The organism is Comamonas sp. 4034, assembly GCF_050434545.1.
GTDB lineage: Bacteria > Pseudomonadota > Gammaproteobacteria > Burkholderiales > Burkholderiaceae_C > Comamonas > Comamonas odontotermitis.
This window is the reverse complement of the sequence record NZ_JBNDIT010000021.1, coordinates 53207-76468: the sequence shown is the minus strand read 5'-3', so window position 1 is coordinate 76468 and position 23262 is coordinate 53207. Positions and strand designations below refer to the sequence as shown.

Genomic DNA, 23262 nt, shown 5'->3' with positions numbered 1-23262 from the left:
ACCGAGCTGGGCACGCCCCAAACGGTGGCCGTGGCATAACTACGTCTGGGGTTTGGGGAGACTCAGTCCCAAACCGATTTATGCAACAAGGCCGCGTACAAGGCTCAGGACCAAGCGCAAGCGGCACTCGCTGAAATTGAGGCTTCAGTTTCCGAGGCCTCTTAGAGGACAGGGCTTGCATTTGTGGCAGTCCACCGGCTTGACCATAGCTGGTCACGTACCTGCCATGGCTCCTATCCATCAGGAGGATAGAGCGGCAGCCCACTTGGAACCCAGGGTCAACTCACAGTGCCCGCTGAGGGCGCAGCTGAGACAACAATAGATCGAGAAACATTTTAATACAAATACCCAATCAACATCGATTGTGTATAGAAAAGCGAAATATCTATACACATTTTCTCGAAGCCGCATCAACCTGCATAGCAAACTGCCACTTTCTATACATCACCAGATGCACTGACCCGATTTCAACACTAACGCAAAAGCTCGTTTGCGGCATTCAAATCCGTTGCTAGAATCACTCCATTCCGTGTGACACTTCTGTGTGTCACTTTGGTCTAAAAAGACGATGAGTCAGACCATGCATTCGGCGGGTTTTCAGGCTCCCAATAGACACCGACGGGCACCCTTTCTCGCATAGCGAGCGCTAGCGAGCAGAGGGAAGCAGCCAACCGGGTCAGGTGGGGAACCAAGCAGCCCTAACTGTGGATCCAGTGCCGGGGGTAAGGCTCGTCACCTCTCATTCCAAAAGCTCCTTGCATTGAGGAGCTTCAGCCCGCCCAAGGGCTTGTGCTCCCTTCCAGCTCCAGCCTCCAACTAGGAGCACAAACACCGCTGGATTGCCAACCATGTCTACCATCACCATTCGGCCAGCCTTGCCGGGCGACGCAGATGCTATCGTGCGGATTCTTGGGCAAACCTATGAAGCCACCTGGAAGCCGGTACTGACCCCGGCCGCCATTGCACGCTTCGAAAGCTCTGGCAGCACCCTGCGCTATGTGGGCGAACGCCTTTGTGCCATGCATGTGGCCGTGTCTGGCGCCGAGATCGCAGGCGTCATTGACTGGAGCCGCGATTTCATCGATGCCCTGCATGTGTCGCCCCGCTATCAAGGGCAAGGCATAGGCGGCCAGTTGCTGCGGTATGCCGAAGCGGCCATGGTGGCGGCGGGCCATGCACAGTCGCGCCTGGAGACAGACACCTTCAACCTGCAGGCACGCGGGTTCTACGGGAGCCATGGCTACCAGGAAACCGGCTTCTGCCCCGATGAGGAGTGGCACAGCGGCCTGACCACCGTGCAGATGGCCAAGCAGCTCACATCGGCATAGATCCACCGGCTCCGCATGAGCCTGCCAGGCAGACGCACAGAGATGGTGGTCGCGCAGCCAGCCCCGTGATTGAACGTAGAATGGCACCAGGCCCTTTCTGCACCCTCTATGAAATACCTGCTGTGGCTGCTCAAGGCAGTCATTTTCTTCACGCTGTTTGCCTTTGCGCTCAATAACCAGCGCGATGTATTGGTGCACTTTTTCTTTGGCACCCAGTGGCAGGCGCCTCTCGTGCTTGTGGTGCTGCTGGCTTTCAGCGCGGGCGTGATCGTGGGCATCGTCGGCATGGTGCCGCGTTGGTGGAAGCATCGCAAGGCTGCGCAGCGCGCTGCCGTACCTCCAGCGGCCGAGCCACCCGCAGTCCCCGCCGCCAATGTGACCGACGCCTCTTTCAAGGCCGAACCGCTGCCTCCTCATGGAATTTGATATCTCCTGGATTCTGCTGGGCTTTCCGGCTGCCTTTGTGCTGGGCTGGTTGGCCTCCCGCTTCGACCTGCGCCAGATCCGCCGCGAAAACCGCAGCGCCCCCAAGGCCTATTTCAAAGGCCTGAATTTTCTGCTCAACGAGCAGCAGGACAAGGCCATTGACGCCTTCATCGAAGCCGTGCAGAACGATCCGGACACGGCCGAGCTGCATTTCGCACTAGGTAACCTGTTTCGACGCCGTGGCGAGTACAGCCGGGCTGTGCGCGTGCACGAGCATCTGCTGCAGCGCGCCGACATCGGCAAGGCCGAGCGCGACCGTGCGCAGCACGCACTGGCGCTCGATTTTTTGAAGGCCGGCCTGCTCGACCGTGCCGAAGATGCCCTGGCGCGCCTGGACGATACCCCGTACGAAAACGAGGCGCGCCTCTCACGCCTTGCCATCTACGAACGCGCCCACGACTGGCCGCAGGCTGTACAGATTGCACGCCAGATGCAATCCAACGGCCAGGGCGACTACAGTGTGCGCATTGCCCACTATCTGTGCGAGCAGGCCGTGGCCCAGCAGGCGCAAGGCAAGCTGGATGCCGCCCGTGCGCTGCTGCACGAAGCCCAGTCCGAAGCGCCACGCGCGCCACGGCCGCGCATTGAACTCGCCCAGTTGCAGCACAAGCATGGCGAGCCCGCCTCCGCGCTGAGCACCCTGCTGGAGTTGGCTGCCGTCTCACCCTCCTCCGTGCCGCTGGTCGCCCCCCTGATGGTGGAACTGGCCAAGACCGATGATCGCAAGGCCGAGGTGCGCAACCTGCTGCGGGCCAATTACGCCAGCGATCCTTCGCTGGACGTGATGCAGAGCCTGGTTCAGATGGACGAGTTGGGCATGGTGCCTGCCGCCATACCGCCCCTGGGCCGCGAGTGGTACATCGAGCATCTGGCCCACGAACCTTCACTCGTCGCAGCCGGTCGCTGGCTGGCAGAAGAAACCCTGTCTCACGAAGAGCACCACCCCGCCATTCAGCGCGCACTGGATACTGCCGCCAAGCCATTGACACGCTACCGCTGCGCTGCCTGTGGCTTTGAGGCACGTCAACACTTCTGGCAATGCCCGGGCTGCCAGTCGTGGGACAGCTACCCGCCACGCCGCGTCGAAGAGCAGTAAGCCCGCTGAACTGACAGAAGCTCTGCTAGCATCGGATCTCGACCCCGGCGTTCGTCGGGATGCAGGAGGTTCTATGCAATGGCGTTGGAGTCTCGTCGGTTTGGCCATGTGCACCCAGCTGGCATGGGCTCACGTGGAGGCCAATGTGGCCACCGAAGCCCAGCTGGACGGCATCCATGGCATCGGCCCCGCCACCTCGGGCCGCATTCTGCAGGCCCGCCAGAGGGGGCCGTTCACGGATTGGGCAGACCTGATGCTGCGCGTCTCCGGTATCGGGCAAAAAAAGGCGGCACAACTGTCGCAGCGCGGGTTGACGGTGAATGGGAAAAGCTTTGCGACGCCCGAACCTCCGCTTCCCTCGGCTTCTCGCACTGCACAATAAGCAAGGGCCTTTGCTGCCGTGTTTGCAGACGCACACATAGGATATTTGCTATCAGATAGCGCGAGGCAATATCCTGAATTTGCTCGGGTTTTCGTAGCAGTAAAAGATGAGCTGGCTTGTAGAATTTACAAAAAATGGCACTCTCTTACCTGATCCTTCTCCCCTTCATCGGCAGCGCAATTGCAGCGCTGCTGCCAGCCAACGCCCGCAATACCGAATCCACGCTGGCCGGGGCGATCAGCGTTTTCTGTGCTGTTCAGGTGGCACTGCTCTTTCCGGAGACGCAGAACAACGGGGTCGTCCACCAAAACGTGGCGTGGCTGGGTCAGTTGGGGCTGGACCTGCATTTCCGCATGGATGGCTTTGCCTGGATGTTCTCCATCCTGGTGCTGGGCATCGGTTCACTGGTGGTGCTGTACGCGCGCTATTACATGTCGCAGGCCGATCCCGTGCCACGGTTTTTCTCGTTCTTCCTCGCCTTCATGGGATCGATGATGGGCGTGGTGCTGTCGGGCAACCTGATTCAACTGGTCTTCTTCTGGGAGCTGACAAGCCTTTTCTCGTTCCTGCTGATCGGCTACTGGCACCACCGCAAGGACGCCCGCCTGGGCGCGCGCATGGCGCTCACCGTCACCGGCACGGGCGGCTTGTGTCTGCTGGCAGGCGTCTTGCTGCTGGGGCACATCGTCGGCAGCTATGAACTGGACAATGTTCTGGCTGCGGGCGATCAGATCCGCGCCCATGACCTGTATACACCTACCCTGGTGCTGATTCTTCTGGGGGCACTGACCAAGAGCGCGCAGTTTCCGTTCCATTTCTGGCTTCCACGCGCCATGGCAGCGCCGACGCCAGTCTCCGCCTACCTGCATTCGGCCACCATGGTCAAGGCGGGCGTGTTTTTGCTGGCACGCCTGTGGCCAGCCTTGAGCGGCACCGAGGAATGGTTCTGGCTGGTCGGCGGCGCAGGTGCTGCCACCTTGCTGCTGGGCGGCTATATCGCCATGTTCCAGCACGACATGAAGGCGCTGCTGGCGTATTCAACCCTGTCGCACCTGGGCCTCATCACGCTGCTGCTGGGGCTGAACAGCCCGCTGGCAGCCGTGGCGGCAGTTTTTCACATCATGAACCATGCGACCTTCAAGGCCTCGCTCTTCATGGCGGTGGGCATTGTCGACCATGAATCGGGTACCCGGGACATCCGGCGCCTCTCTGGCCTGCGCAAGATGATGCCTATCACCGCCACGCTGGCCATGGTGGCCAGTGCGGCCATGGCTGGCGTGCCGCTGCTCAACGGCTTTCTGTCCAAGGAAATGTTCTTTGCAGAGACGGTGTACATCAACACCACGCCATTCCTGCAGACCGCCTTGCCCGTGGCAGCAACGCTGGCCGGTGTTTTCAGCGTCGCCTATTCGCTGCGATTCACGGTCGATGTATTTTTTGGCCCACCGGCCACCGACCTGCCGCACACGCCACACGAGCCACCCCACTGGATGCGTGTGCCCATCGAATTGCTGGTCCTGATCTGTATGCTGGTCGGCATTTTTCCGGCCTGGGCTGTCGGCCGCTATCTGGATGCGGCAGCGCTGCCGGTGGTGGGCGGCACCTTGCCGGAATTCAGTCTGGCCGTCTGGCATGGTGTGAACGCCCCATTGGTGATGAGCGTCGTCGCCATGCTGGCAGGCATTCTGCTTTACCTACTGCTGCGCCAGTTGCGTGCGAAAAACTATGTGGACCATGCGCCGGTTGCCAGCTGGTTCAATGGCCAGCGCGTTTTCCTGGGGGTGATGGCACTCATCACCAACATGGCGCGCAACCTGCGCCGATTGCTGGGTACACGGCGCTGGCAATGGCAGGCGCTGTGGCTGGTGCTGGCGGCGCTGATCACTGCCACCCTGCCCCTGCTGATCCACGGCTTGCAATTGGGCAACCGCGCATCCCAGCCCCTGTCTCCATCATTCGTGCTGCTGTGGGTGATCGGCATCAGCTGCTCGCTGTCGGCGGCGTTCCTGGTCAAATACCACCGCCTGGCGGCGCTGGTCACCCTGGGGGGTGCAGGCCTTGCAACCTGCCTGACCTTCCTGTGGTTCTCTGCGCCCGACCTGGCCTTGACGCAGCTGGTCGTCGAAGTGGTCACCACGGTATTGTTGCTGCTGGGCCTGCGCTGGCTGCCCAAGCGTGACAAGCGTCTGAAAAAGGTATCCCAGCAAGGGGCCATGGTGACAATGCGCCGTTGGCGCGACATGCTGATCGCCATTCTGGCGGGCGGCGGTATGGCCTGGCTCTCGTTTGCGATGATGAGCCGCCCATTCCCCGAGAGCACGTCCAGATTCTTCCTCGAACGCGCCCTCACCGAGGGGGGCGGCTCCAATGTGGTCAACGTGATGCTGGTGGATTTCCGGGGTTTTGACACCTTTGGCGAAATCGTGGTGCTGAGCATTGTTGCCCTGACCGTGTATGCGCTGCTGCGGCGCTTCCGCCCGGCGCCCGAAGCCATGGATGTACCCGAGCAGCAGCGTTTCCTGCCTGCCGACCTGCACACCGACCTGCTGAACCCGCGCACTGCAACCGACACTGCCATCGGCTACCTGATGGTGCCCGCCGTGCTGGTGCGCCTGCTGCTGCCCTTTGCCGCCGTGGTGTCCATGTACCTCTTCATGCGCGGCCACAACGAGCCCGGAGGCGGCTTCGTTGCAGGCCTCACGCTGTCCATCGGCCTGCTGCTGCAATACATCATCTCGGGCACGCACTGGGTGGAATCGCACATGCCGATTTACCCACGGCGGTGGATTGCAGCCGGCCTGCTGTTTGCGCTGGGCACCGGGGTGGGCAGCTGGTATTTCGGCTACCCCTTCCTCACCAGCCATACCGCACACCTCACCTTGCCTGTGGTCGGCGATATCCATGTCGCCAGTGCCCTGTTCTTTGATATTGGCGTGTTCTCGCTGGTGGTGGGCTCCACCATGCTGCTGCTCACCGGTATTGCTCACCAATCGGTACGGGGCTTCCGCTACCACGAACGCCAGCAGGGCGAGCGTGATGCAGACGCCGCGGCACAACAACCATAAGGAAGCGACCGATGGAAATCGTTCTTGCCATTGCCATTGGCGTGCTGACCGGCTCCGGCGTCTGGCTGTTGCTGCGCCCGCGCACATTCCAGATCATCATGGGATTGCTGCTGCTGTCGTATGCCGTCAACCTGTTCATTTTCAGCATGGGCCGCGTGGGCCTGGCCGTGGACCGTGAGCCCATTCTCCAGCCCGGTGTCCCCACCGACCTGATGCATTACGCCGACCCCATGCCGCAGGCCCTGGTACTGACGGCCATCGTCATCGGTTTTGCGATGACGGCGCTCTTCCTGGTGGTGCTGCTGGCATCGCGCGGAATGAGTGGCACCGACCATGTGGACGGCTCGAATTCCAACGACGTGCAGGAGATGCATTGATGTCGTTGCTTGCGTTGACCGAACGTCTGATGCCGCACCTGCTGCTGGTCCCCATCCTGCTGCCCATGCTGACGGCAGCGTTGATGCTGACCTTGAGCGAGCAGCACCAGCGCATCAAGCTGCTCATGAACATCACCTCCTGCACCCTGGGCCTGGCGATTGCCATCGCCCTGGTCAAATGGAGCAACCAGGAAGGCGTTGCCAACACGATGAGCGTCTACCTGGCCGGCAATTGGGCCGCGCCTTTCGGCATCGTGCTGGTTCTCGACCGGCTGTCCGCGCTGATGCTGCTGACCACCAGTGTGGTGGCCACCTGCGCCGTGATCTATTCGGGTGCCCGCTGGCACCGCGCGGGCGTGCACTTCCATGTGCTGTTCCAGTTCCAGCTCATGGGGCTGGCAGGGGCCTTTCTCACGGGCGACCTGTTCAACCTGTTCGTGTTCTTCGAGATCATGCTCGCGGCATCCTACGGCCTGCTGCTGCATGGCTCGGGCAAGGCGCGCGTGCAGCACGGCCTGCACTATATCGCCATCAATCTGGCAGCATCCTCGCTCTTCCTGATCGGCGTGTCCATGCTCTACGGCATCACCGGCACGCTGAACATGGCCGATCTGGCACGCATCATTCCCAGTGTTTCCGGCGCTGACCGGGGCCTGCTCCATACCGCAGCCGGCATTCTGGCCACGGCGTTCCTGATCAAGGCCGCCGTCTGGCCGCTCAACTTTTGGCTCGTGCCCGCCTATGGCGCGGCCACCGCACCGGTAGGCGCCATCTTTGCACTGATGACCAAGGTGGGCATCTACACCATCCTGCGTCTGTGGACCTTGATGTTCAGCACCGAAGCCGGGCCATCCGCTTACTTTGGCAGCGCCTGGCTGATTCTGGGAGGCCTGGCCACCATGGGCTATGCAGGTGTTGCCATGCTGGGCACACAGCGGCTTGGCTATGTGGCCGGCTACGCGGCCATTCTGTCGGCCGGCACCCTGCTTGCCGCAACGGGCTTCGGGCAGAACCTGATGACCGCTGCACTGCTGTACTACCTGCCCAGCTCGACGCTCGCCGTCGCCGTGCTCTTCCTGCTGGCAGACCTGATCGACCGCTGGCGCACCGAGGGCAGCGATGTGGTGCGGTTTGACGATGAAGAAGCCCCCTTTCTCACCCCCGAGCTGCTGCCGCGTGAAGGATTGAATCTGGATGAGGACGAGGAAGTGCTGATCGGCCGGGTGATTCCCGCCTCCATGGCATTCCTGGGCCTGTCGTTCGTGGTCTGCACCCTGGTGATCTCGGGCCTGCCGCCGCTGTCGGGCTTTGTCGGCAAGTTTGCCATGCTCGACGCGCTGCTCAACCCCCTGGGCCTGGGCTCATCGGCAGGCAACAAGATCGGCTGGCTCGGAGGCCTGTTCATGGCGGCGCTCATCGGCACCGGCCTGATGGCCCTCACGGCGCTGGTGCGCATCGGCATTCGTGAGTTCTGGTCCAGCATCAGCCGCAAGCCACCCAAGCTCAAGGTGATCGAAGGCCTGCCCATTGGTCTGTTGCTGGGCTGCACCGTGCTGATGGTGGTCTACGCAGGAGACGTGATGCGCTATACGCAGCGCGCTGCCAACAACCTCCACTCTCCGGGCAACTATATGCGCTCGGTGCTGGACAAGGATCCGCTGCCTTCGCCCAGCGCTGCCCCTTCGCACCTTCCGGCGGAGCCAGACGCCCTCCCTGGCGCCATGCCTGTGCCTGATGCACCCACCTCCGGAGGTTCTGCGCCATGAAACGCCTTTTTCCCGCGCCGCTTCTGTCCGTGTTTCTGTGCCTGGTGTGGCTGCTGCTCAACCGCAGCGCCAGCGCCGGACAGATCATTCTCGGGGTACTGTTTGGCTGGCTGATTCCGATGCTTACGCAAGGTCTGCGCCCGCGCCAGGTCAGCATCAAGAAGCCCTGGACCATCATTCGCCTGGGGCTGCGCGTTGCCCGCGATTCGCTCAGCTCCAACCTGGCGGTGCTGCGCCTGCTGCTGATGCCCGGCAGCCGCAAAAAGCCTGCAGGGTTTGTGCATGTGCCCCTGCAGCTGCGCGATCCCAACGGCCTTGCCGTGCTGGCCATGATTGTCTGCATCACCCCGGGCACGGCATGGGCCGAGGTCTCGCGCGACCGCTCGATCCTGCTGCTGCACGTGCTGGAGGCCGACGATCCGCAAGGCATCATCGACCACATCAAGGCCTGCTATGAACGGCCACTCATGGAGATTTTCGAATGAACACCATTCTTGCCTGGACCATGCCGGCAGCCCTGTTCATCCTGCTGCTGGCCATGCTGTTTGCCATGATCCGCCTGCTCAAGGGCCCGCAGGCGCAGGACCGTGTTCTGGCGCTCGATTGCATGTACCTCATCGGCATGCTGGTCATGCTGGTGCTGGGCATCCACTATGCCTCGGTCAACTATTTTGAAGCAGCCCTGCTGATTGCCCTGTTCGGTTTCGTCAGCTCCACTGCCATGGCCAAATTCCTGTTGCGCGGCGAGGTGATCGAATGACCGAAATCGACCTGCCCATCTGGGCACAGATCGTGGTGTCCGTGCTGGTGCTGACCGGGGCGCTGATCGCGCTGGCCGGGGCTCTGGGCCTGTTCCGCCTGCCCAGCTACTACGAGCGGGTGCACTCGCCTGCCATCATTGCCACTGCGGGCTGCTGGTGCATCGTCTGGGGCTCGATCATCCATGTCACCCTGCAAAGCCATGCCACCGCGCTGCACGCCCTGCTGATTGCGGTGTTCATTGCGGTCACGGTGCCCGTCACCACCATCTTCCTGATGCGTGCCGCGTTGTTCCGCGACCGACGCATGGGCAAGGATGTGCCCGCGAGCGTGAGCCGCATCGTTGCTGCCGACCCCGATACCAACGACGCCTGAGAACGTAAACACGTTCTGAAATCCGCACTGCAAATATGTGCCGGGGAGACAGCAAGGGCACTGCGCTTGCCCTATGCTGATGGATTGCAAGAATCCATTCTTCTCTCCCCGCCATGACCATTCTGCTCTCCAGCACCATCGATCGCACGCTCACCCAGTGGGTTCAGGAGCGCCTCGCCGACCCGCAGCCCGACGTTTTCTGGCAGCTCTGGTGCTTTGAAGGCGTTCAGGCGCGCCGTGCCGCCGAGCAGCAACTCGCTGCCCAGGGCATCCGTGCCCGCATCCGCAGCAGCTACAAGCCCCTGGTACACGCGCTGCTGGAAGAAGTGCAGATGGATGGCCTGCGCGCTGTGGAACTGCACTACCCCGTGCATGCCGATGCTGCCAACAATCGCTTTTTGCTGGAAGCCTATCCGCTGGCTGCCATGCTCTCGCACATCGATCTGAAGATGCAGGCCAACACCCATGGCAGCGGCGACGACCATTACAGCCTGCACCTGCATTACCGGGGTGGCCGTCACCAGCAGATGCATGTGTTTGCCCCCAACCGCCGTTTCGAGACCGCACATGGCGGGCACGGCATCACCCCGTGCGGCTGGGAGCGATCGCAGGATTCGCAAGGCGCCTTCATGCACGATGCGCCGCTCTCCACCGACTACGAGCTGGCCTACCAGCAGGCCATGCAATGCATTCGCCAGCAACCCTGGCCTGCTGGGGAGCCCTACTTCGGCCGCCTGCACATCCACATGGAGCTGCCAGGCTTTGAGCAACCCATCACCGGCACGGGCGAAGTGATGAGCACGCCCGAGGCCATGCACGAGGAGCTGTATTTCTCGCTGCTGGAGCATTTTCAGCACCTGTCGGGCCGCCCGGCCGGTGACCGGCGTCTGCAGCCCGGGCAGATGGTGCCCGATATCCGCATGGCAACCGGCTCCGATCCCTTGGCGCTGCAGCATGTCTCGGTACGCATTGAAAGCCAGGCCCTCCCGCTGCCTGAGCCGCTGGGCCAGCGCGCCGCTGCGTTTGCAGGCGCAGAAGCGGCCGCCCAGGCTGCGGCTGCACTGGAACAAGCCCCGAGCCTGGCGCAGATTGCCGAGCTGACGCAGCCCTTGTTCGACACCTATGGCACCGCCTGGCAAGGGCGCAGCGTGCAAGGCCGCACGATTGCTGCCACCTACAAAAAGGGAAGCAACCACGCCGTGCTGCTGAGCGGCGGCCAGCATGCCAACGAGATCTCCGGCACCCACGGTGCGCTGCGTGGCGCACTGGCGCTGGCAGCCCGGCCTGACAGCCACTTTGCCTACATCCCCGTCGAAAACCCCGATGGCTACGCCTTGCACGAGTGGTACCGCAGCTACGCGCCCGAGCAGATGCACCACGCCGCACGCTACACGGCGCTGGGCGACGACCTGGAATACCGCGACTCTGCGCCCTGGTACGAAAGCGCCGTGCGCCGCGATGCGCTGGCGGGCAGCGGGGCGCAGCTCCACCTGAGCCTGCACGGCTATCCCGCACACGAATGGACACGTCCGCTCACCGGCTACATACCGCAGGGCTTTGACCTGTGGACCGTGCCCAAGGGCTTTTTTCTGATCCTGCGCTACCACGATGGCTGGGAGGACGCAGCCGTTGCGCTGGCCGAGCAGGTGGCCCTCGCCCTCACCCAGGTGCCGGGCCTTTCGGCCTACAACGCGCGCCAGCTGCACCACTACCAGCAGCACTCCGGGCTGCAGCCTTTCACATTGCGCCATGGCACGCCCTGCACCATCAGCGCCCATGCAGCGTCGCCCGCGCCGGTCACCCTGATCACCGAGTTTCCGGACCAGACCGTCATTGGCGATGACTTCCGCCTGGCGCACACCGCCCAGCAGGCTGCGGTGCTGGCCGCCTATGCGGCATGGCAGGAAATCATGCAAAATAGATAGCAAGCAGCGCATGCTCCGTCTGCGTCAAGCAGCGGATTCTTTGGCTGTATGATCAAGACCATTGTTGCTGCCTCGCTGAAAAAACACCATGTGGAACATCCTGGGTATCTCCGTCGGCGCCGCCCTCGGCGCTCTTGCGCGCTGGCAACTGGGTCGCTGGTTCAACCAGCCGCATGCCTTGCTGCCCTGGGGCACGCTGGCCGCCAATCTGGTGGGCGGCTACACCATTGGCCTGCTGGTGGCACTGTTCCAGAACATGCCGGGCATCGATCCCGTCTGGCGACTGGTGCTGATCACGGGCTTTCTGGGTGCGCTCACCACCTTTTCCAGCTTTTCGGCAGAGACGGTGTCGATGCTGCAGGCCGAGCGATACGGTCTCGCCCTGCTGCAATGCAGTCTGCATCTGTTCGGATCGCTCGCGCTGACCGCACTGGGCCTGGCGACCGGCAATGCCCTGTGGGCCGGCCGATGACAGGCCCTTGCCCGGTCGCATTTGCGGGCATCGAAGGCGCGCCGAGGCATTTTTGACACTTTTCGCGTTCGGCACCTGCCAAAACGCTATATATTCAGTAGCTATCAGCGCTTGAAAATCTTGCGTTGATGGCTTTTTTGTTTCAAGCATTGCTCCGGTGCCTGTGCTGCGGCCTGCACCAAGTCAGAGGGAGACACCATGGACGCCAATACCCAGCTCGATGAACAAGTCATGGCGCATGACTGGAATCTGTTCAGCAAAGACCCGGCTGACGATAGCGCGATGAAGCGCGATTCCTACCGCCTCGCCTTTGCCGACCCCGAGTTCCTCAGCCGCCGCGAGACCCGCGCCATACGCTTTCAGCTCGAAATGCTCAAGCCAGATCTGGAACTGAGCGCACAGGGCATCAACAACACGGTGGTGGTATTTGGCAGCGCCCGCTTTGTTTCGCCCGAAGAGGCCGAGCAAAAGCTGGAGGCTGCCAAGGCCCAGGGTGATGCCAAGGCCATCGCCATTGCGCAGCGCGCCATGGCCACCAGCCGGTACTACGATGCGGCGCGCCGCTTTGCACGGCTGGTTGCCAAGTTCAGCGAAACGCAGAAGCTCGAAGACCGCCTCTACATCTGCACCGGCGGCGGCCCCGGCATCATGGAAGCCGCCAACCGCGGCGCCCATGAAGAGCGCGCCCCCAATGTGGGCATGAACATCACCCTGCCCCACGAGCAATCGGGCAACCGCTACATCACGCCCGAGCTGTGCTTCAAGTTCCACTACTTTGCGCTGCGCAAGATGCACCTGATGATGCGTGCCAAGGCACTGGTCGTCTTTCCTGGCGGCTTTGGCACCATGGACGAGCTGTTCGAGGTGCTGACGCTGGTGCAGACCCACAAGGCCAAGGGCGTGCCGATCGTGCTGTTCGGCTCCGATTTCTGGAGCCGCATGCTGAATTTTGATGTGATGATCGAGTACGGCACCATCTCGGCCGACGACGTCAAGCTGTTCCACATCACCGACGATGTGCACGAGGCCTGCCGCCTGATCCAGGCGTTCTACCAGGATTGAACAGTCAGGCGGCTTCTCGCCACCCAAGCCAATCCAACCAGCAAAAAGCAGCCAACCGGCTGCTTTTTCGTCTGTGGGAGCCACAATATCTACAGTTACTTTGGTTTCTTGAGCTCCACATCGGTCACCCCATCATCGCTGGCCGCATGCGCCTGGGGTGGCGTCGCTTGCGCCTCGATGGGCGTGAACGTGGGCAGCGGGGTGCGGCCCAGAACCCAGGCCATGCGCGAGCCCGCCCCCACCAATGCGCCCATCACCCAGAACACGCCGCCCACGCCGATGGCCGCGCCCGCCGCGCCAAACATCAGCGGCATGCACACGCTTGATCCGTTGATCAGCATCAACCGCAGGCCCACGGCCTCGCCATGGCGCTCTTCGGGGGTGATCTGGTGCAGCACGCTCATGGCCATGGGCTGCACGCTGCCCAGCGCAAGACCCAGGAGCGCCGAGCACACCGCCATGGCCAGGGCGCCGGGCATCAGCGGGTAGATGGCAAACACGGCAGCGGTGAGCAGCATGGCTACCATCACGACACTCATCTCGCGCATGTGGCGCGAGATGCTGGGCAGCAGCACGCGGATGACAAAGGCAGCCAGGGCAAACACCCCCAGCACCGTGCCGATCTCTGAAGCGGACAACCCCTTTTCATGGCCCAGAAGCGGCACCACGAAGGTATGCACATCCCAGCAGGAGGCCACCAGCCAGTTCACCAGCAGCAGGCGGCGAAAGCTCTGCTCGCGCAGCAGATCCCAGGCGTGGTGCGGCTGGCCGTCGCTCCTGGGGGCAGCGGTCGGCAAGTCGTGCGCCCCGCGCACGCACCACCAGGCCACCACGGAAAACAGCGCCAGCACCGCAAAGGCGATGCGGTATGAGAGGTTGTCTCCTGCCTGCCTGGTGGAATGGTCGATGATCAGCCCCGTGACCATGGGCCCCAAAAAGTTGGCCACCGCAGGCCCGAGCGACAGCCAGCTGAAGATCTGCCGCAGCTCGCTCGCCTCGTGCGCCACACGGCCCGCATGGCGCTGCAGCGCGATGATTGAGATACCGCAGCCCGCCCCCGTCAGCAGGGCCGACACGCACAGCACGTCAAAACGCGGAAACGCCACCCCGATGGCCGTGCCCGAAAACGCGAGGCCGATGGCGATCAGCATGGGCTTCATGAAACCGTGCTTGTCCGCATACCGGCCCGCAGGCAACGAGAGAAACACCTGCGTCAGCGCAAACAGGCTGAGCAAAAAACCCACGGCGCCGGGGCTGTAGCCATCGCGCAAGGCCAGCAATGGGGCGGCCAGCCGCGTGCCTGTCATGCAGGAATGGACAAAAAACTGGCCGACGATCAGCCGTATCAACTCGCGGTTCACGCACTCCCCTTGGCTGGTCCGCACCCCCGGCGCTCTGCCGGCCTGTCAGCAACGGCTTGATGGCTGCAGACACCCAGCCATGCATAAAAAATAGCTGATTGCGCTCAGCTGTATTGGTTTTCAGACAGAAAAGATGCTGAAAACCAATACAGGTATGCGCTGCCAGCTTTCATTTTTTGGCAACACTGCACGGTACATTTCCCGCAGGCCCCCACCGGAGGCCCGGAAAGATATGCTCATGCGGACTTGTCCTGCATTGTCATCTGCGGCGCGGCTTGCTGGCTGTCGCCTCCGTCATCGGCGGCTGCGCCAATGCCTGCAGTGTCGGAATTGGACAACTCATGCACGCCCGAGAGGCTGCGCTTGATGGCCCGCGTGCGCACATCCACCTGTTCGAACTTCTTGGCCGCCTGGTCGATGGATTTGCGCGTGGCCTCCACCGCTTCGCCAAACTTGTTGAATTCGGTCTTGACCTGGCCCAGCACGGCCCACACCTCGGAACTGCGCTTTTCAATGGCCAGGGTCTTGAAGCCCATTTGCAGGCTGCTCAGCATGGCTGCCAGGTTGGCCGGGCCGGAAATCATCACCCGGCAGTCGTTCTGCACGGCTTCCACCAGGCCGGGTCGGCGCATCACCTCGGCAAAAAGGCCTTCGGTGGGCAGGTAGAGCACGGCAAAGTCGGTGGTGTGAGGCGGCGCCACATACTTGCTGTGGATCTTGCGCGCCTCCAGGCGGATCGAGGTCTCGAAACCATTGCTGGCCGACTGGATGGCGGCCTTGTCCATGCTCTCCTGCGCATCCAGCAGACGCTGGTAGTGCTCCACCGGGTATTTCGAATCGATCGGCAACCACACTGGCGCGTCGTCGCGCTTGCCCGGCAGGCGGATGGCGAACTCCACCATGTCGTCGCTGCCCGGCACGGTCTTCACGTTCCTGGCGTACTGATCGGCGGTGAGCACGTTGTCGATGATCATGCCCAGTTGCAGCTCTCCCCAGGTGCCTCGCGTCTTGACGTTGGTCATTACGCGCTTCAGGTCTCCCACACTGCCGGCCAGAGACTGCATCTCGCCCAGGCCCTTGTGCACCTGCTCCAGCCGGTCACTCACCAGCTTGAAGGATTCGCCCAGGCGCTGCTCCAGCGTGGCGTGCAGCTTTTCGTCCACGGTCTTGCGCATCTCCTCCAGCTTGCTGGCATTGTCGGTCTGGATGCTGGCCAGCCGCTCGTTCAGGGTGCCACGCAACTGCTCGGCCTGCTGCTGGTGGCCCTGCGCCAGCTGGGCCAGCTGGCGACCCACGCCATCTTGCAGGCCGGTGAGGTGCGCCTGCACATCAACCTTCAGGCCCGAGAGGCTGTGCTGGTTGGCGCTGGTGAGGGCATCCACGCGCTGGGTCAGCGAGCTATCAAGCGCCGAGAGCCGCTGGTTCACTGCCGCATCAAGGTGCGCCAGGCGCTGCGCCAGCTGCGCCTCAAACCCCGCCAGCGCCTGCTGCAGCTCCTGCCGGCCCAGGCGCGATTCGGCTACGCTTTGTGCAAGGCGCGCCTCCAGCGACTCGCGAAACTCCCCCATCGCCTCCAGGCTGCCCTGGTTCAGTTCGCGCAACTGCAGGTTGAGGTGCTGCGCCAGATGGCTGAATGCCCCTTCGTTGCGGGCCAGCGCCTGCACCGTGGCCTGCAGGTCGCGCCCCTGCTGGCCCAGCTGCTGCGCCCAGGGGTCGCCCAGATCCACCCGAGGACGCCGCACCAGCAGGATCAGCACAATGGCGAGCGCCACCGCCAGCAAAAGCGCAAGCAAAATCAGTTCCAGAGTCACAATCGCATCCTGCAGAGCAAAACTACAAAAATAATAGCTGCTTGCGCCCGATGCATGAGCGCAAGCAGCTATTTTTACCCTAAATTGGCGCGACTGTTACTTTTGGCGGCGGGTGGCGGCATCCAGCTGGTTGACCGGCGTGACCGGCGCCTTGCCGCCCAGGTAGGCAATCAGGTTGTCGGCGGCCAGTTGCGCCATGGCCAGGCGCGTGGGCGCAGTGGCGCTGGCAATGTGCGGGGTCAGCACCACGTTGGGCACCTTCAGCAGGTCGGGGTGCACGGCGGGCTCGCCCTCGAACACATCCAGGCCTGCAGCCGCAATCTGGCGCGCCGCCAGTGCCTTGGCCAGCGCTGCGTCATCAACAATACCGCCGCGCGCAATGTTGATGAGCGTGGCCGTGGGCTTCATCAGCGCGATTTCGGCAGCACCAATGGTGTGGTGCGCCTCGGGCGTATACGGCAGCACCAGCACCAGGTGGTCGGCGGTTTGGAGCAGCTCTTCCTTGCTCACGTAGCGGGCCTTGCATTCGGCCTCCAGCGCAGGCTGGAGCTGCGAGCGGTTGTGGTAGATCACCTTCATGCCGAAACCGAAGGCACCCCGTTTGGCAATCGCCTGGCCAATGCGGCCCATGCCGAGAATGCCCAGCGTGGAGCCATGCACCTCGGTGCCCGCAAACAGGTCGTAGCGCCAGTCCTTCCACAGGCCGGCACGCAGGTAATGCTCGCTCTCGCTGATGCGGCGGGCGGTCGCCATCAGGAGCGCAAAGCCGAAATCGGCGGTGGTTTCGGTGAGTACATCGGGCGCGTTGGTGCCCTGCACGCCTGCAGCCGTCATCGCTGCCACATCAAAATTGTTGTAGCCCACCGCCATGTTGGCGCAGATCTTGAGCTGCGGGCAGGCCGCGAGCAAGGCTGCATCGATGCGCTGCGAGCCAGTGGTCAGCACGCCATCCATGCCCTGCAGCCTGTCAATCAATTCGGCTCCCGACCAGGCCACATCCTCCGGGTTGGCGGTAACGTCAAAGTGCTGCTGCAACGTGCCCACCACCTCGGGCGAGATGGCTCGGGCAATCAGAATCTTGGGACGGGACATCTGCAAATCTCTCCTCGGTTCAGCGGAACCAGATGAATGTCATGACGATGAAAAGCGGCACCAGAATGCTGCACGACCAGGCCATATAGCCAAAAAAGCTGGGCATGCGCACGCCACGGCTCTCGGCTATGGCCTTGACCATCAAGTTGGGTGCATTGCCGATGTAGGTATTGGCGCCCATGAAGACGGCACCGGCCGAGATGGCCGCCAAGGTGGAGCCCATGGTCGTCATCAGCGTGGCAGGGTCGCCCCCCGCCGTATTGAAGAACACCAGGTAGGTCGGCGCATTGTCGAGGAAGCTGCTCAGAAAGCCTGTCGCCCAGAAGTACATCGCCGGGTCAGGCGTACCGTCCGGCCGCGTCACCGCGCGCACGATACCGCCAAACGGCCCGCTCTCGCCCGCCTGCAGCATGGCGATGACCGGGATGATGGTGAGGAAGATGCCGGCAAACAGCTTGGCTACCTCCTGCATCGGCCCCCAGTCAAACTGGTTGGCCTGGTGCACCACCTTGGGCGTGAGCACAAAGGACAGCGCCGCCACCACGATCAAGCCAATATCGCGCACAAGGCCGGGCAGGCCCACATGGGCGCCTGCAATGGCAAAACCCACATCCGACTTCCAGAACCCGCTCATCAGCACCAGAGCGACCACGACGGCGAGCAGCACGAAATTGATCTTTCCGTCAAAGCCGATGGATCCGGTATCGGGCGTCGGGTCAGGCCGGGCCACCGGCCCTTCGGCCTTGAATCTGGCGCTATCGAGCACGTAGAAGATCACGAGCAGCGCGCCCACCAGGAACACGGTCTCGGTAAAGATATGGCGCACGGTCCAGAAAAAGTCCACGCCCTTCAAAAAACCCAGAAACAGCGGCGGATCGCCCAGCGGCGTGAGCGAGCCCCCCGCATTGGAGACGATGAAGATGAAGAACACCACCACATGGGCACAGCTCTTGCGCGCATCATTGGCCCGGATCAGCGGGCGAATCAGCAGCATCGATGCCCCCGTGGTGCCCATGAAGCTCGCCAGCACCGCACCGATGGCAAGAATGGCGGTATTGAGCACAGGCGTGCCATGCAGATTGCCGCGAATATAGATGCCACCTGAGACGGTGAACAGCGCCGTCAGCAGGATCACGAAGGGAATGTACTCGGCCACCAGGGCGTGCACCAGGCTGCCGGCCGCCGCGCCCACGCCGAAGACGGCTGCAAAAGGCAGCAGAAACGCCAGCGCCCAGCCAGCGGCCACCTTGCCGAAATGGTGGTGCCAGAAATGCGGCAGAAACAGCGGCATCAACGCAATCGACAGCAAAATGCCCGCGAATGGAATGCCCCAGGCCACCGACAGATCCGCTCCGTTGAAACCCGCCGCAGATGCCAGCCCGGGTACAGCCGCCCCGATGGCTACCACCGCACTGCGCCACCAGCCCCACAGGCCTGTGCCTTGTCCCATGCCAAACTCCTTGCATCCGTTCTTATAAAAATAATAGCTGGCAGCGCATACCGGGCGCGCGCCGAGAGCTGATTCTAATGAAACCAGCTTCCCCTGCCTGCTTGCGCGGCCAGGGGCAAACCCGCAGAGCCGCCCTCATCCAAGCTCATCAACCCTCAGCCCGCCCGGGCAGGTGCCGGAGACACACCCTGCGGCGGCTGGTTATCGTTTGGCGGCAGGTTGAACACCTGGCGCAGGTAGGCCAGGTATTTCTCATCGTCGCACATGCCCTTGCCCGGCGCGTCCGAAATCTTGGCCACCGGCTGGCCGTTGCAAGCCGTCATCTTGATGACGATCTGCAGTGGCTCGTACCCCAGGTCGTTCGTCAGATTGGTGCCTACGCCGAATGCCAGCTGGCAGCGGCCATGAAAGCGCTGGAACAGCTCGATCGTGCGTGGAATCGTCAGGGCATCGCTAAAGATCAGAATCTTGGTGAGCGGGTCGACCTTGTGCTGCTTGTAATGTGCAATCAGGCGCTCGCCCCAGCTGAACGGATCGCCGCTGTCATGGCGCGCGCCATCAAACAGCTTGCAGAAATACAGATCGAAGTCGCGCAGGAAGGCGTCCATGCCATACACGTCCGACAGCGCGATACCCAGGTCACCCCGGTACTCCTTGGCCCACATCTCAAAGCCAAAGATCTGGCTTTCGCGCAGACGCGGCCCGAGCGACTGGCAGGCCTGCAGATACTCATGCGCCATGGTGCCCAGCGGCGTGAGCCCCAGCTCCTTGGCCAGCAGCAGGTTGCTGGTGCCTGCCAGCTGGCCCGGGCGTTCTCCGGGGCGCGGCGTCTTGGTCACTACACCCAGGCCGCCAGCGAGCGAGCGCAGCACCTCTTCCTGCCAGCGGCGGCTGAAGCGGCGGCGCGTGCCGTAATCGGCAATCTTGAGCTGCTCCAGCCCCGGTGCATGCATGGCGGCAATCTTGGCGGACAGGCGTTGGCGCCCCGCCTCCCAATCCGGCTGGGGCTGTGTATGGCGAAAATACACCTCATTGACAATGGCCAGCACCGGAATCTCGAACAGCACCGTGTGCAGCCAGGGGCCGCGAATGGCGATGTCGATCTCACCATTGGGCTTGGGGCTGACGGTGATGTACTTTTCGTTCAGTTGGTAGAGCCGCAGAAAATCGATGAAATCGCTTTTGAGAAAGCGCATCGACTGCAGGTAGGCCAACTCGTCATCACTGAACTGCAACTGGCACAGGGCACGGATCTCGGCGCGGATTTCGTCCACATAAGGCGCCAGTTGCACGCCCGGATTGCGGCAGCGGAACCGGTATTCCACCTGCGCCCCCGGAAACTGGTGCAGCACCACCTGCATCATCGTGAACTTGTACAGGTCGGTGTCCAGCAGACTTTGGATAATCATTGGTTGGCTGCGCGGGGCGCTCACTACCGGCTGCCGGTGAATGGCCTCAATGCCCTGCGCCTTTTCATATGGTCGCAACCTGCCAAGTGTAGGCGATTGCGCAGGCGCACGCCGCCGCAGCTACCCCTGCAGTTGAATGGCCGTAACCGCCCGGAGCAAGGCGGCAGGCAGCGCCACCGGCCTGCGTTCGGTGCGATCCACATACACATGCACAAAATGGCCGCAGGCCGCACTGGCCTCCTCACCCACCACAAAAATACCCACCTCGTAGCGAACACTGCTGCGGCCCACGCTGGCCACCCGGATGCCCACGTCCACCTCCTGCGGAAAGGCCACCGGCGCAAAGTAGTTGCAATGGGTCTCGATCACCAGACCAATCGTCCCGCCCGCGTGAATATCGAGCGCGCCCTGCTCGATCAGATAGCGATTCACCGCTGCATCAAACCAGCTGTAATAGACGACATTGTTGACATGGCCATAGACGTCGTTGTCGGACCACCGTGTGGTGATGCGTTGAAAATGGGCATAGGCGCCGCGCAGCTGCGGCTGTGGCCGCTGAGGTGCGGCTGTGGCTGGCATATTGCTCATGGCATGGCCGTTCAGGAATGTGTTCAAGGCGGCTGGCATTGTAAAAGCGACAAGAGGCGCTGGCCTGTCACCATGCAAGGTATGAATCGCTGGACGAGGCACGCTTTGCCACACCACTGAAACAAAGCAGCGCTACAAATACAGAAAGAGGCTGAAAGAGGTTTTTCCGGCGAGGGACGCCGCAGGCAAACTGGTTGCCTTTTCAACCAATCTACCGCCCGGTAGCCGCTTGAATTCAAATAAAAAACACTTTGTTGCTGCAGTGCACAAAAAACACTTGCAAAAGCATTTCAGATCCATACAATAACGATTATTGTGCAGTGCAGCAAAATGATCGCAATGCACAAGGATCACGGATGCAGACCGGCATCCGGATCTTGACCTTGAATGTTTGACTGACTAAACGGAGCAAGAAAATGGCATTGACCCCTGATCAAATCCTGGCTGCACACAAAGCTAACCTGGAAACCCTCGTTGGCCTGACCAACAAGGCCTTCGAAGGTGTGGAAAAGCTGGTGGAACTGAATGTTGCCGCCACCCGCGCTGCCCTGAACGATGCAGCCACCAACGCCAAGTCGGTGCTGGACGCAAAGAACGCCCAAGACCTGATCAGCGTGCAAGCTGGCCTGCTGCAGCCTATGGCTGAAAAGTCTGCTGCCTACAGCCGTCACCTGTACGAAATCGCTGCTGCCACCAGCCTGGAATTCAGCAAGGCTTTCGAATCGCAAGCCGGCGAAGCCCAAGCCAAGTTCAACGAATTCGTGGACACCGCTGCCAAGAACGCACCTGCTGGTTCCGAAAGCGCCGTGGCTGTGATGAAGACCGCCGTTGCTGCCGCCAACAACGCCTATGACAGCGTGCAAAAGGCCGTCAAGCAAGCTGGCGAAGTGGCTGAAACCAACTTCAACACCATCACCAACAATGTGGTGAAGGCTGCTGGCAACGTTGGTACCGCTGCCAAGAAGCGTTAATTCGGCGCCATTCTCGCTTGGTGAACCCATAGCAATGGATTCACACGCTTTTTCCGCCTCTTGTTGCCAAACTCCTACAGTTTGGTAAAAACGCAGAAAGAGCGCTGGACAGAGCAAAGGGTTAACCCTAGAATTGCACCATTGTGTTGAGAAATTCAACACACCCAGTTGTCTCCTTGGATCTTTTCGAAACCTAGTTTCATGGATCCTTTTAAAGCCCGGTTCACACCGGGCTTTTTTTTGGCCGCAGCCTGAACAAGGCAGACCCGGAGCGCTTTGCCAGATCCTCCCCAGATTCGTACAAAGCTTGTCACCCCCGATCAACTTGCGCCACATCCACTGAGATTCAAAAAACAATTGGGAATAATTCTTGTTTGAATTAAGATCGGGCATCTTTGTTCCTGGCCCCTATCTGCCGTATGCAATCTCTCAAAGCCCTGGCACTCGCATGTGCCCTCGTCTCCGCCGGTGCTGCCGCCCAGGCTGAAGAAGTCGTCAACCTGTACTCGGCCCGCCATTACTCGACCGACGAAGCCTTGTACACCAACTTCACCAAGGCCACGGGCATCAAGATCAACCGCGTGGATTCAGACGACGCAGGCATCATCGCCCGCCTCAAGGCCGAAGGTGCGGCATCGCCTGCCGATGTGATCCTGATGGTGGACGCCGCACGCCTGTACCGCGGCGAAAAAGATGGCCTGTTCCTGCCCATCCGCTCGCAAAAGCTCGAAGAAGTCATCCCTGCCAACCTGCGCGCCCAACCTGAAGCGGATGGCGGTATTGCATGGTTTGGCCTGTCCACCCGCGCCCGCATCATCGCCTATAACAAGGTCAAGGTGAAAAAGGAAGACGTCGACACCTACGAAGCCCTGGCCGACCCCAAGAACAAGGGCAAGATCTGCATCCGCTCGGGCTCCCACCCTTACAACCTGAGCATGTTCGGCGCCGTGACCGAGCACATGGGCGAGCAGAAGGCCCAGCAATGGCTGCAGGGCGTCAAGGACAATCTTGCGCGCCCTCCCAAGGGCGGCGACACCGACCAGATCAAGGCTGTAGCGGCCGGTGAATGCGATATCGCTGTCACCAACAGCTATTACTTTGCGCGCATGCTGCGCTCCAACAATCCGGAGGATGTAGCAGTCGCCAACAAGGTGGGCGTGGTGTTCCCCAACCAGAACAGCTACGGCACCCACCTGAACATTGCTGGTGGCGCCATCGCCAAGTACACCAAGAACAAGGACAATGCCGTCAAGTTCCTGGAGTACCTGGCCAGCCCCGAAGCACAGACCTACTTTGCCAATGGCAACAACGAGTGGCCGGCTGCCAAGAACGTGCAAGTGGACAACCCTGCCCTCAAATCCATGACCCAGGGCAAGCCATTCAAGAGCGAAACCATCCCCATCAGCGCCGTGGGCGCCAACATGGGCAAGGTGCAACAGATGCTGGACCGCGCTGGCTTCCAGTGACCTTCTGCGGCAGCGCGCCGC

The 23262-nt window shown here is 61.8% G+C and carries 21 protein-coding genes; 15 read left to right on the top strand and 6 right to left on the bottom strand.

Annotated features, from left to right (window positions below):
• Window positions 1–848 precede the first annotated feature (848 nt).
• The 13 genes from ABIE32_RS18830 (at window position 849) to ABIE32_RS18770 (ending at window position 13093) form a co-directional block, all read left to right on the top strand.
• Window positions 849–1328 (top strand): N-acetyltransferase family protein, encoded by a 480-nt coding sequence (locus ABIE32_RS18830; RefSeq protein ID WP_429018323.1) that lies wholly within the window; start codon window positions 849–851, stop codon window positions 1326–1328.
• A 108-nt stretch (window positions 1329–1436) separates the two neighbouring features.
• The gene (locus ABIE32_RS18825) at window positions 1437–1754 is read left to right on the top strand and encodes a LapA family protein (RefSeq protein ID WP_224152267.1); all 318 of its coding nucleotides are present in this window, start codon (window positions 1437–1439) and stop codon (window positions 1752–1754) included.
• Window positions 1744–2910, top strand: a complete 1167-nt coding sequence (gene lapB / locus ABIE32_RS18820) for a lipopolysaccharide assembly protein LapB (RefSeq protein WP_377779430.1) — start codon at window positions 1744–1746, stop codon at window positions 2908–2910. Before ABIE32_RS18825 ends, lapB begins: the two co-directional genes overlap by 11 nt.
• 73 nt (window positions 2911–2983) lie before the next feature.
• Window positions 2984–3292: a ComEA family DNA-binding protein gene (locus ABIE32_RS18815; protein ID WP_429018319.1), complete on the top strand. Its 309-nt coding sequence runs from the start codon at window positions 2984–2986 to the stop codon at window positions 3290–3292.
• 134 nt (window positions 3293–3426) lie between these two features.
• The gene (locus tag ABIE32_RS18810) at window positions 3427–6357 is read left to right on the top strand and encodes a monovalent cation/H+ antiporter subunit A (RefSeq protein WP_429018317.1); all 2931 of its coding nucleotides are present in this window, start codon (window positions 3427–3429) and stop codon (window positions 6355–6357) included.
• A gap of 11 nt (window positions 6358–6368) precedes the next feature.
• Window positions 6369–6734 (top strand): Na+/H+ antiporter subunit C, encoded by a 366-nt coding sequence (locus ABIE32_RS18805; protein WP_224152263.1) that lies wholly within the window; start codon window positions 6369–6371, stop codon window positions 6732–6734.
• Window positions 6734–8500: a monovalent cation/H+ antiporter subunit D gene (locus tag ABIE32_RS18800; protein ID WP_429018313.1), complete on the top strand. Its 1767-nt coding sequence runs from the start codon at window positions 6734–6736 to the stop codon at window positions 8498–8500. Before ABIE32_RS18805 ends, ABIE32_RS18800 begins: the two co-directional genes overlap by 1 nt.
• Window positions 8497–8985: a Na+/H+ antiporter subunit E gene (locus tag ABIE32_RS18795; protein WP_224152261.1), complete on the top strand. Its 489-nt coding sequence runs from the start codon at window positions 8497–8499 to the stop codon at window positions 8983–8985. Before ABIE32_RS18800 ends, ABIE32_RS18795 begins: the two co-directional genes overlap by 4 nt.
• Window positions 8982–9260: a K+/H+ antiporter subunit F gene (locus tag ABIE32_RS18790; RefSeq protein WP_224152260.1), complete on the top strand. Its 279-nt coding sequence runs from the start codon at window positions 8982–8984 to the stop codon at window positions 9258–9260. The genes ABIE32_RS18795 and ABIE32_RS18790 overlap by 4 nt, the downstream gene beginning before the upstream one ends.
• The gene (gene mnhG / locus ABIE32_RS18785; RefSeq protein WP_224152259.1) at window positions 9257–9634 is read left to right on the top strand and encodes a monovalent cation/H(+) antiporter subunit G; all 378 of its coding nucleotides are present in this window, start codon (window positions 9257–9259) and stop codon (window positions 9632–9634) included. Before ABIE32_RS18790 ends, mnhG begins: the two co-directional genes overlap by 4 nt.
• Window positions 9635–9747: 113 nt before the next feature.
• Entirely contained in the window at window positions 9748–11559 is a 1812-nt protein-coding gene (locus ABIE32_RS18780; RefSeq protein WP_429018309.1) for a M14 family zinc carboxypeptidase, read from the top strand.
• Window positions 11560–11647: 88 nt separating this feature from the next.
• Window positions 11648–12031, top strand: a complete 384-nt coding sequence (crcB, locus tag ABIE32_RS18775; protein ID WP_224152257.1) for a fluoride efflux transporter CrcB — start codon at window positions 11648–11650, stop codon at window positions 12029–12031.
• Window positions 12032–12229: 198 nt separating this feature from the next.
• Window positions 12230–13093, top strand: coding sequence for a TIGR00730 family Rossman fold protein (locus ABIE32_RS18770; RefSeq protein WP_224152256.1), 864 nt, complete (start codon window positions 12230–12232; stop codon window positions 13091–13093).
• Between the two features lie 95 nt (window positions 13094–13188).
• Here ABIE32_RS18770 and ABIE32_RS18765 read toward each other — a convergent pair whose 3' ends face one another.
• The 6 genes from ABIE32_RS18765 to ABIE32_RS18740 all read right to left on the bottom strand — a co-directional run bounded on the left by ABIE32_RS18765 (window position 13189) and on the right by ABIE32_RS18740 (window position 20804).
• Complete coding sequence (locus ABIE32_RS18765; protein WP_429018304.1) at window positions 13189–14454, bottom strand: MFS transporter; 1266 nt, start codon at window positions 14452–14454, stop codon at window positions 13189–13191.
• A 236-nt stretch (window positions 14455–14690) separates the two neighbouring features.
• Window positions 14691–16265 carry a DNA recombination protein RmuC gene (gene rmuC, locus ABIE32_RS18760; protein ID WP_429018301.1) on the bottom strand — a complete coding sequence of 525 codons (1575 nt, stop codon included), beginning with the start codon at window positions 16263–16265 and terminating at the stop codon, window positions 14691–14693.
• 96 nt (window positions 16266–16361) lie between these two features.
• Window positions 16362–17357, bottom strand: a complete 996-nt coding sequence (locus ABIE32_RS18755; RefSeq protein ID WP_429018299.1) for a 2-hydroxyacid dehydrogenase — start codon at window positions 17355–17357, stop codon at window positions 16362–16364.
• A 19-nt stretch (window positions 17358–17376) separates the two neighbouring features.
• Window positions 17377–18807 (bottom strand): sodium:proton antiporter, encoded by a 1431-nt coding sequence (locus ABIE32_RS18750; protein WP_429018296.1) that lies wholly within the window; start codon window positions 18805–18807, stop codon window positions 17377–17379.
• Between the two features lie 155 nt (window positions 18808–18962).
• Window positions 18963–20216: a nicotinate phosphoribosyltransferase gene (gene pncB, locus ABIE32_RS18745; RefSeq protein ID WP_429018293.1), complete on the bottom strand. Its 1254-nt coding sequence runs from the start codon at window positions 20214–20216 to the stop codon at window positions 18963–18965.
• A gap of 120 nt (window positions 20217–20336) precedes the next feature.
• Window positions 20337–20804, bottom strand: a complete 468-nt coding sequence (locus tag ABIE32_RS18740) for an acyl-CoA thioesterase (RefSeq protein WP_224152619.1) — start codon at window positions 20802–20804, stop codon at window positions 20337–20339.
• 416 nt (window positions 20805–21220) lie between these two features.
• Here ABIE32_RS18740 and ABIE32_RS18735 point away from each other — a divergent pair, with 416 nt between their 5' ends.
• Both ABIE32_RS18735 and ABIE32_RS18730 read left to right on the top strand, forming a co-directional pair.
• Window positions 21221–21775, top strand: a complete 555-nt coding sequence (locus ABIE32_RS18735) for a phasin family protein (RefSeq protein ID WP_224152250.1) — start codon at window positions 21221–21223, stop codon at window positions 21773–21775.
• A 419-nt stretch (window positions 21776–22194) separates the two neighbouring features.
• Window positions 22195–23241: an extracellular solute-binding protein gene (locus ABIE32_RS18730; RefSeq protein ID WP_224152249.1), complete on the top strand. Its 1047-nt coding sequence runs from the start codon at window positions 22195–22197 to the stop codon at window positions 23239–23241.
• Window positions 23242–23262 lie beyond the last annotated feature (21 nt).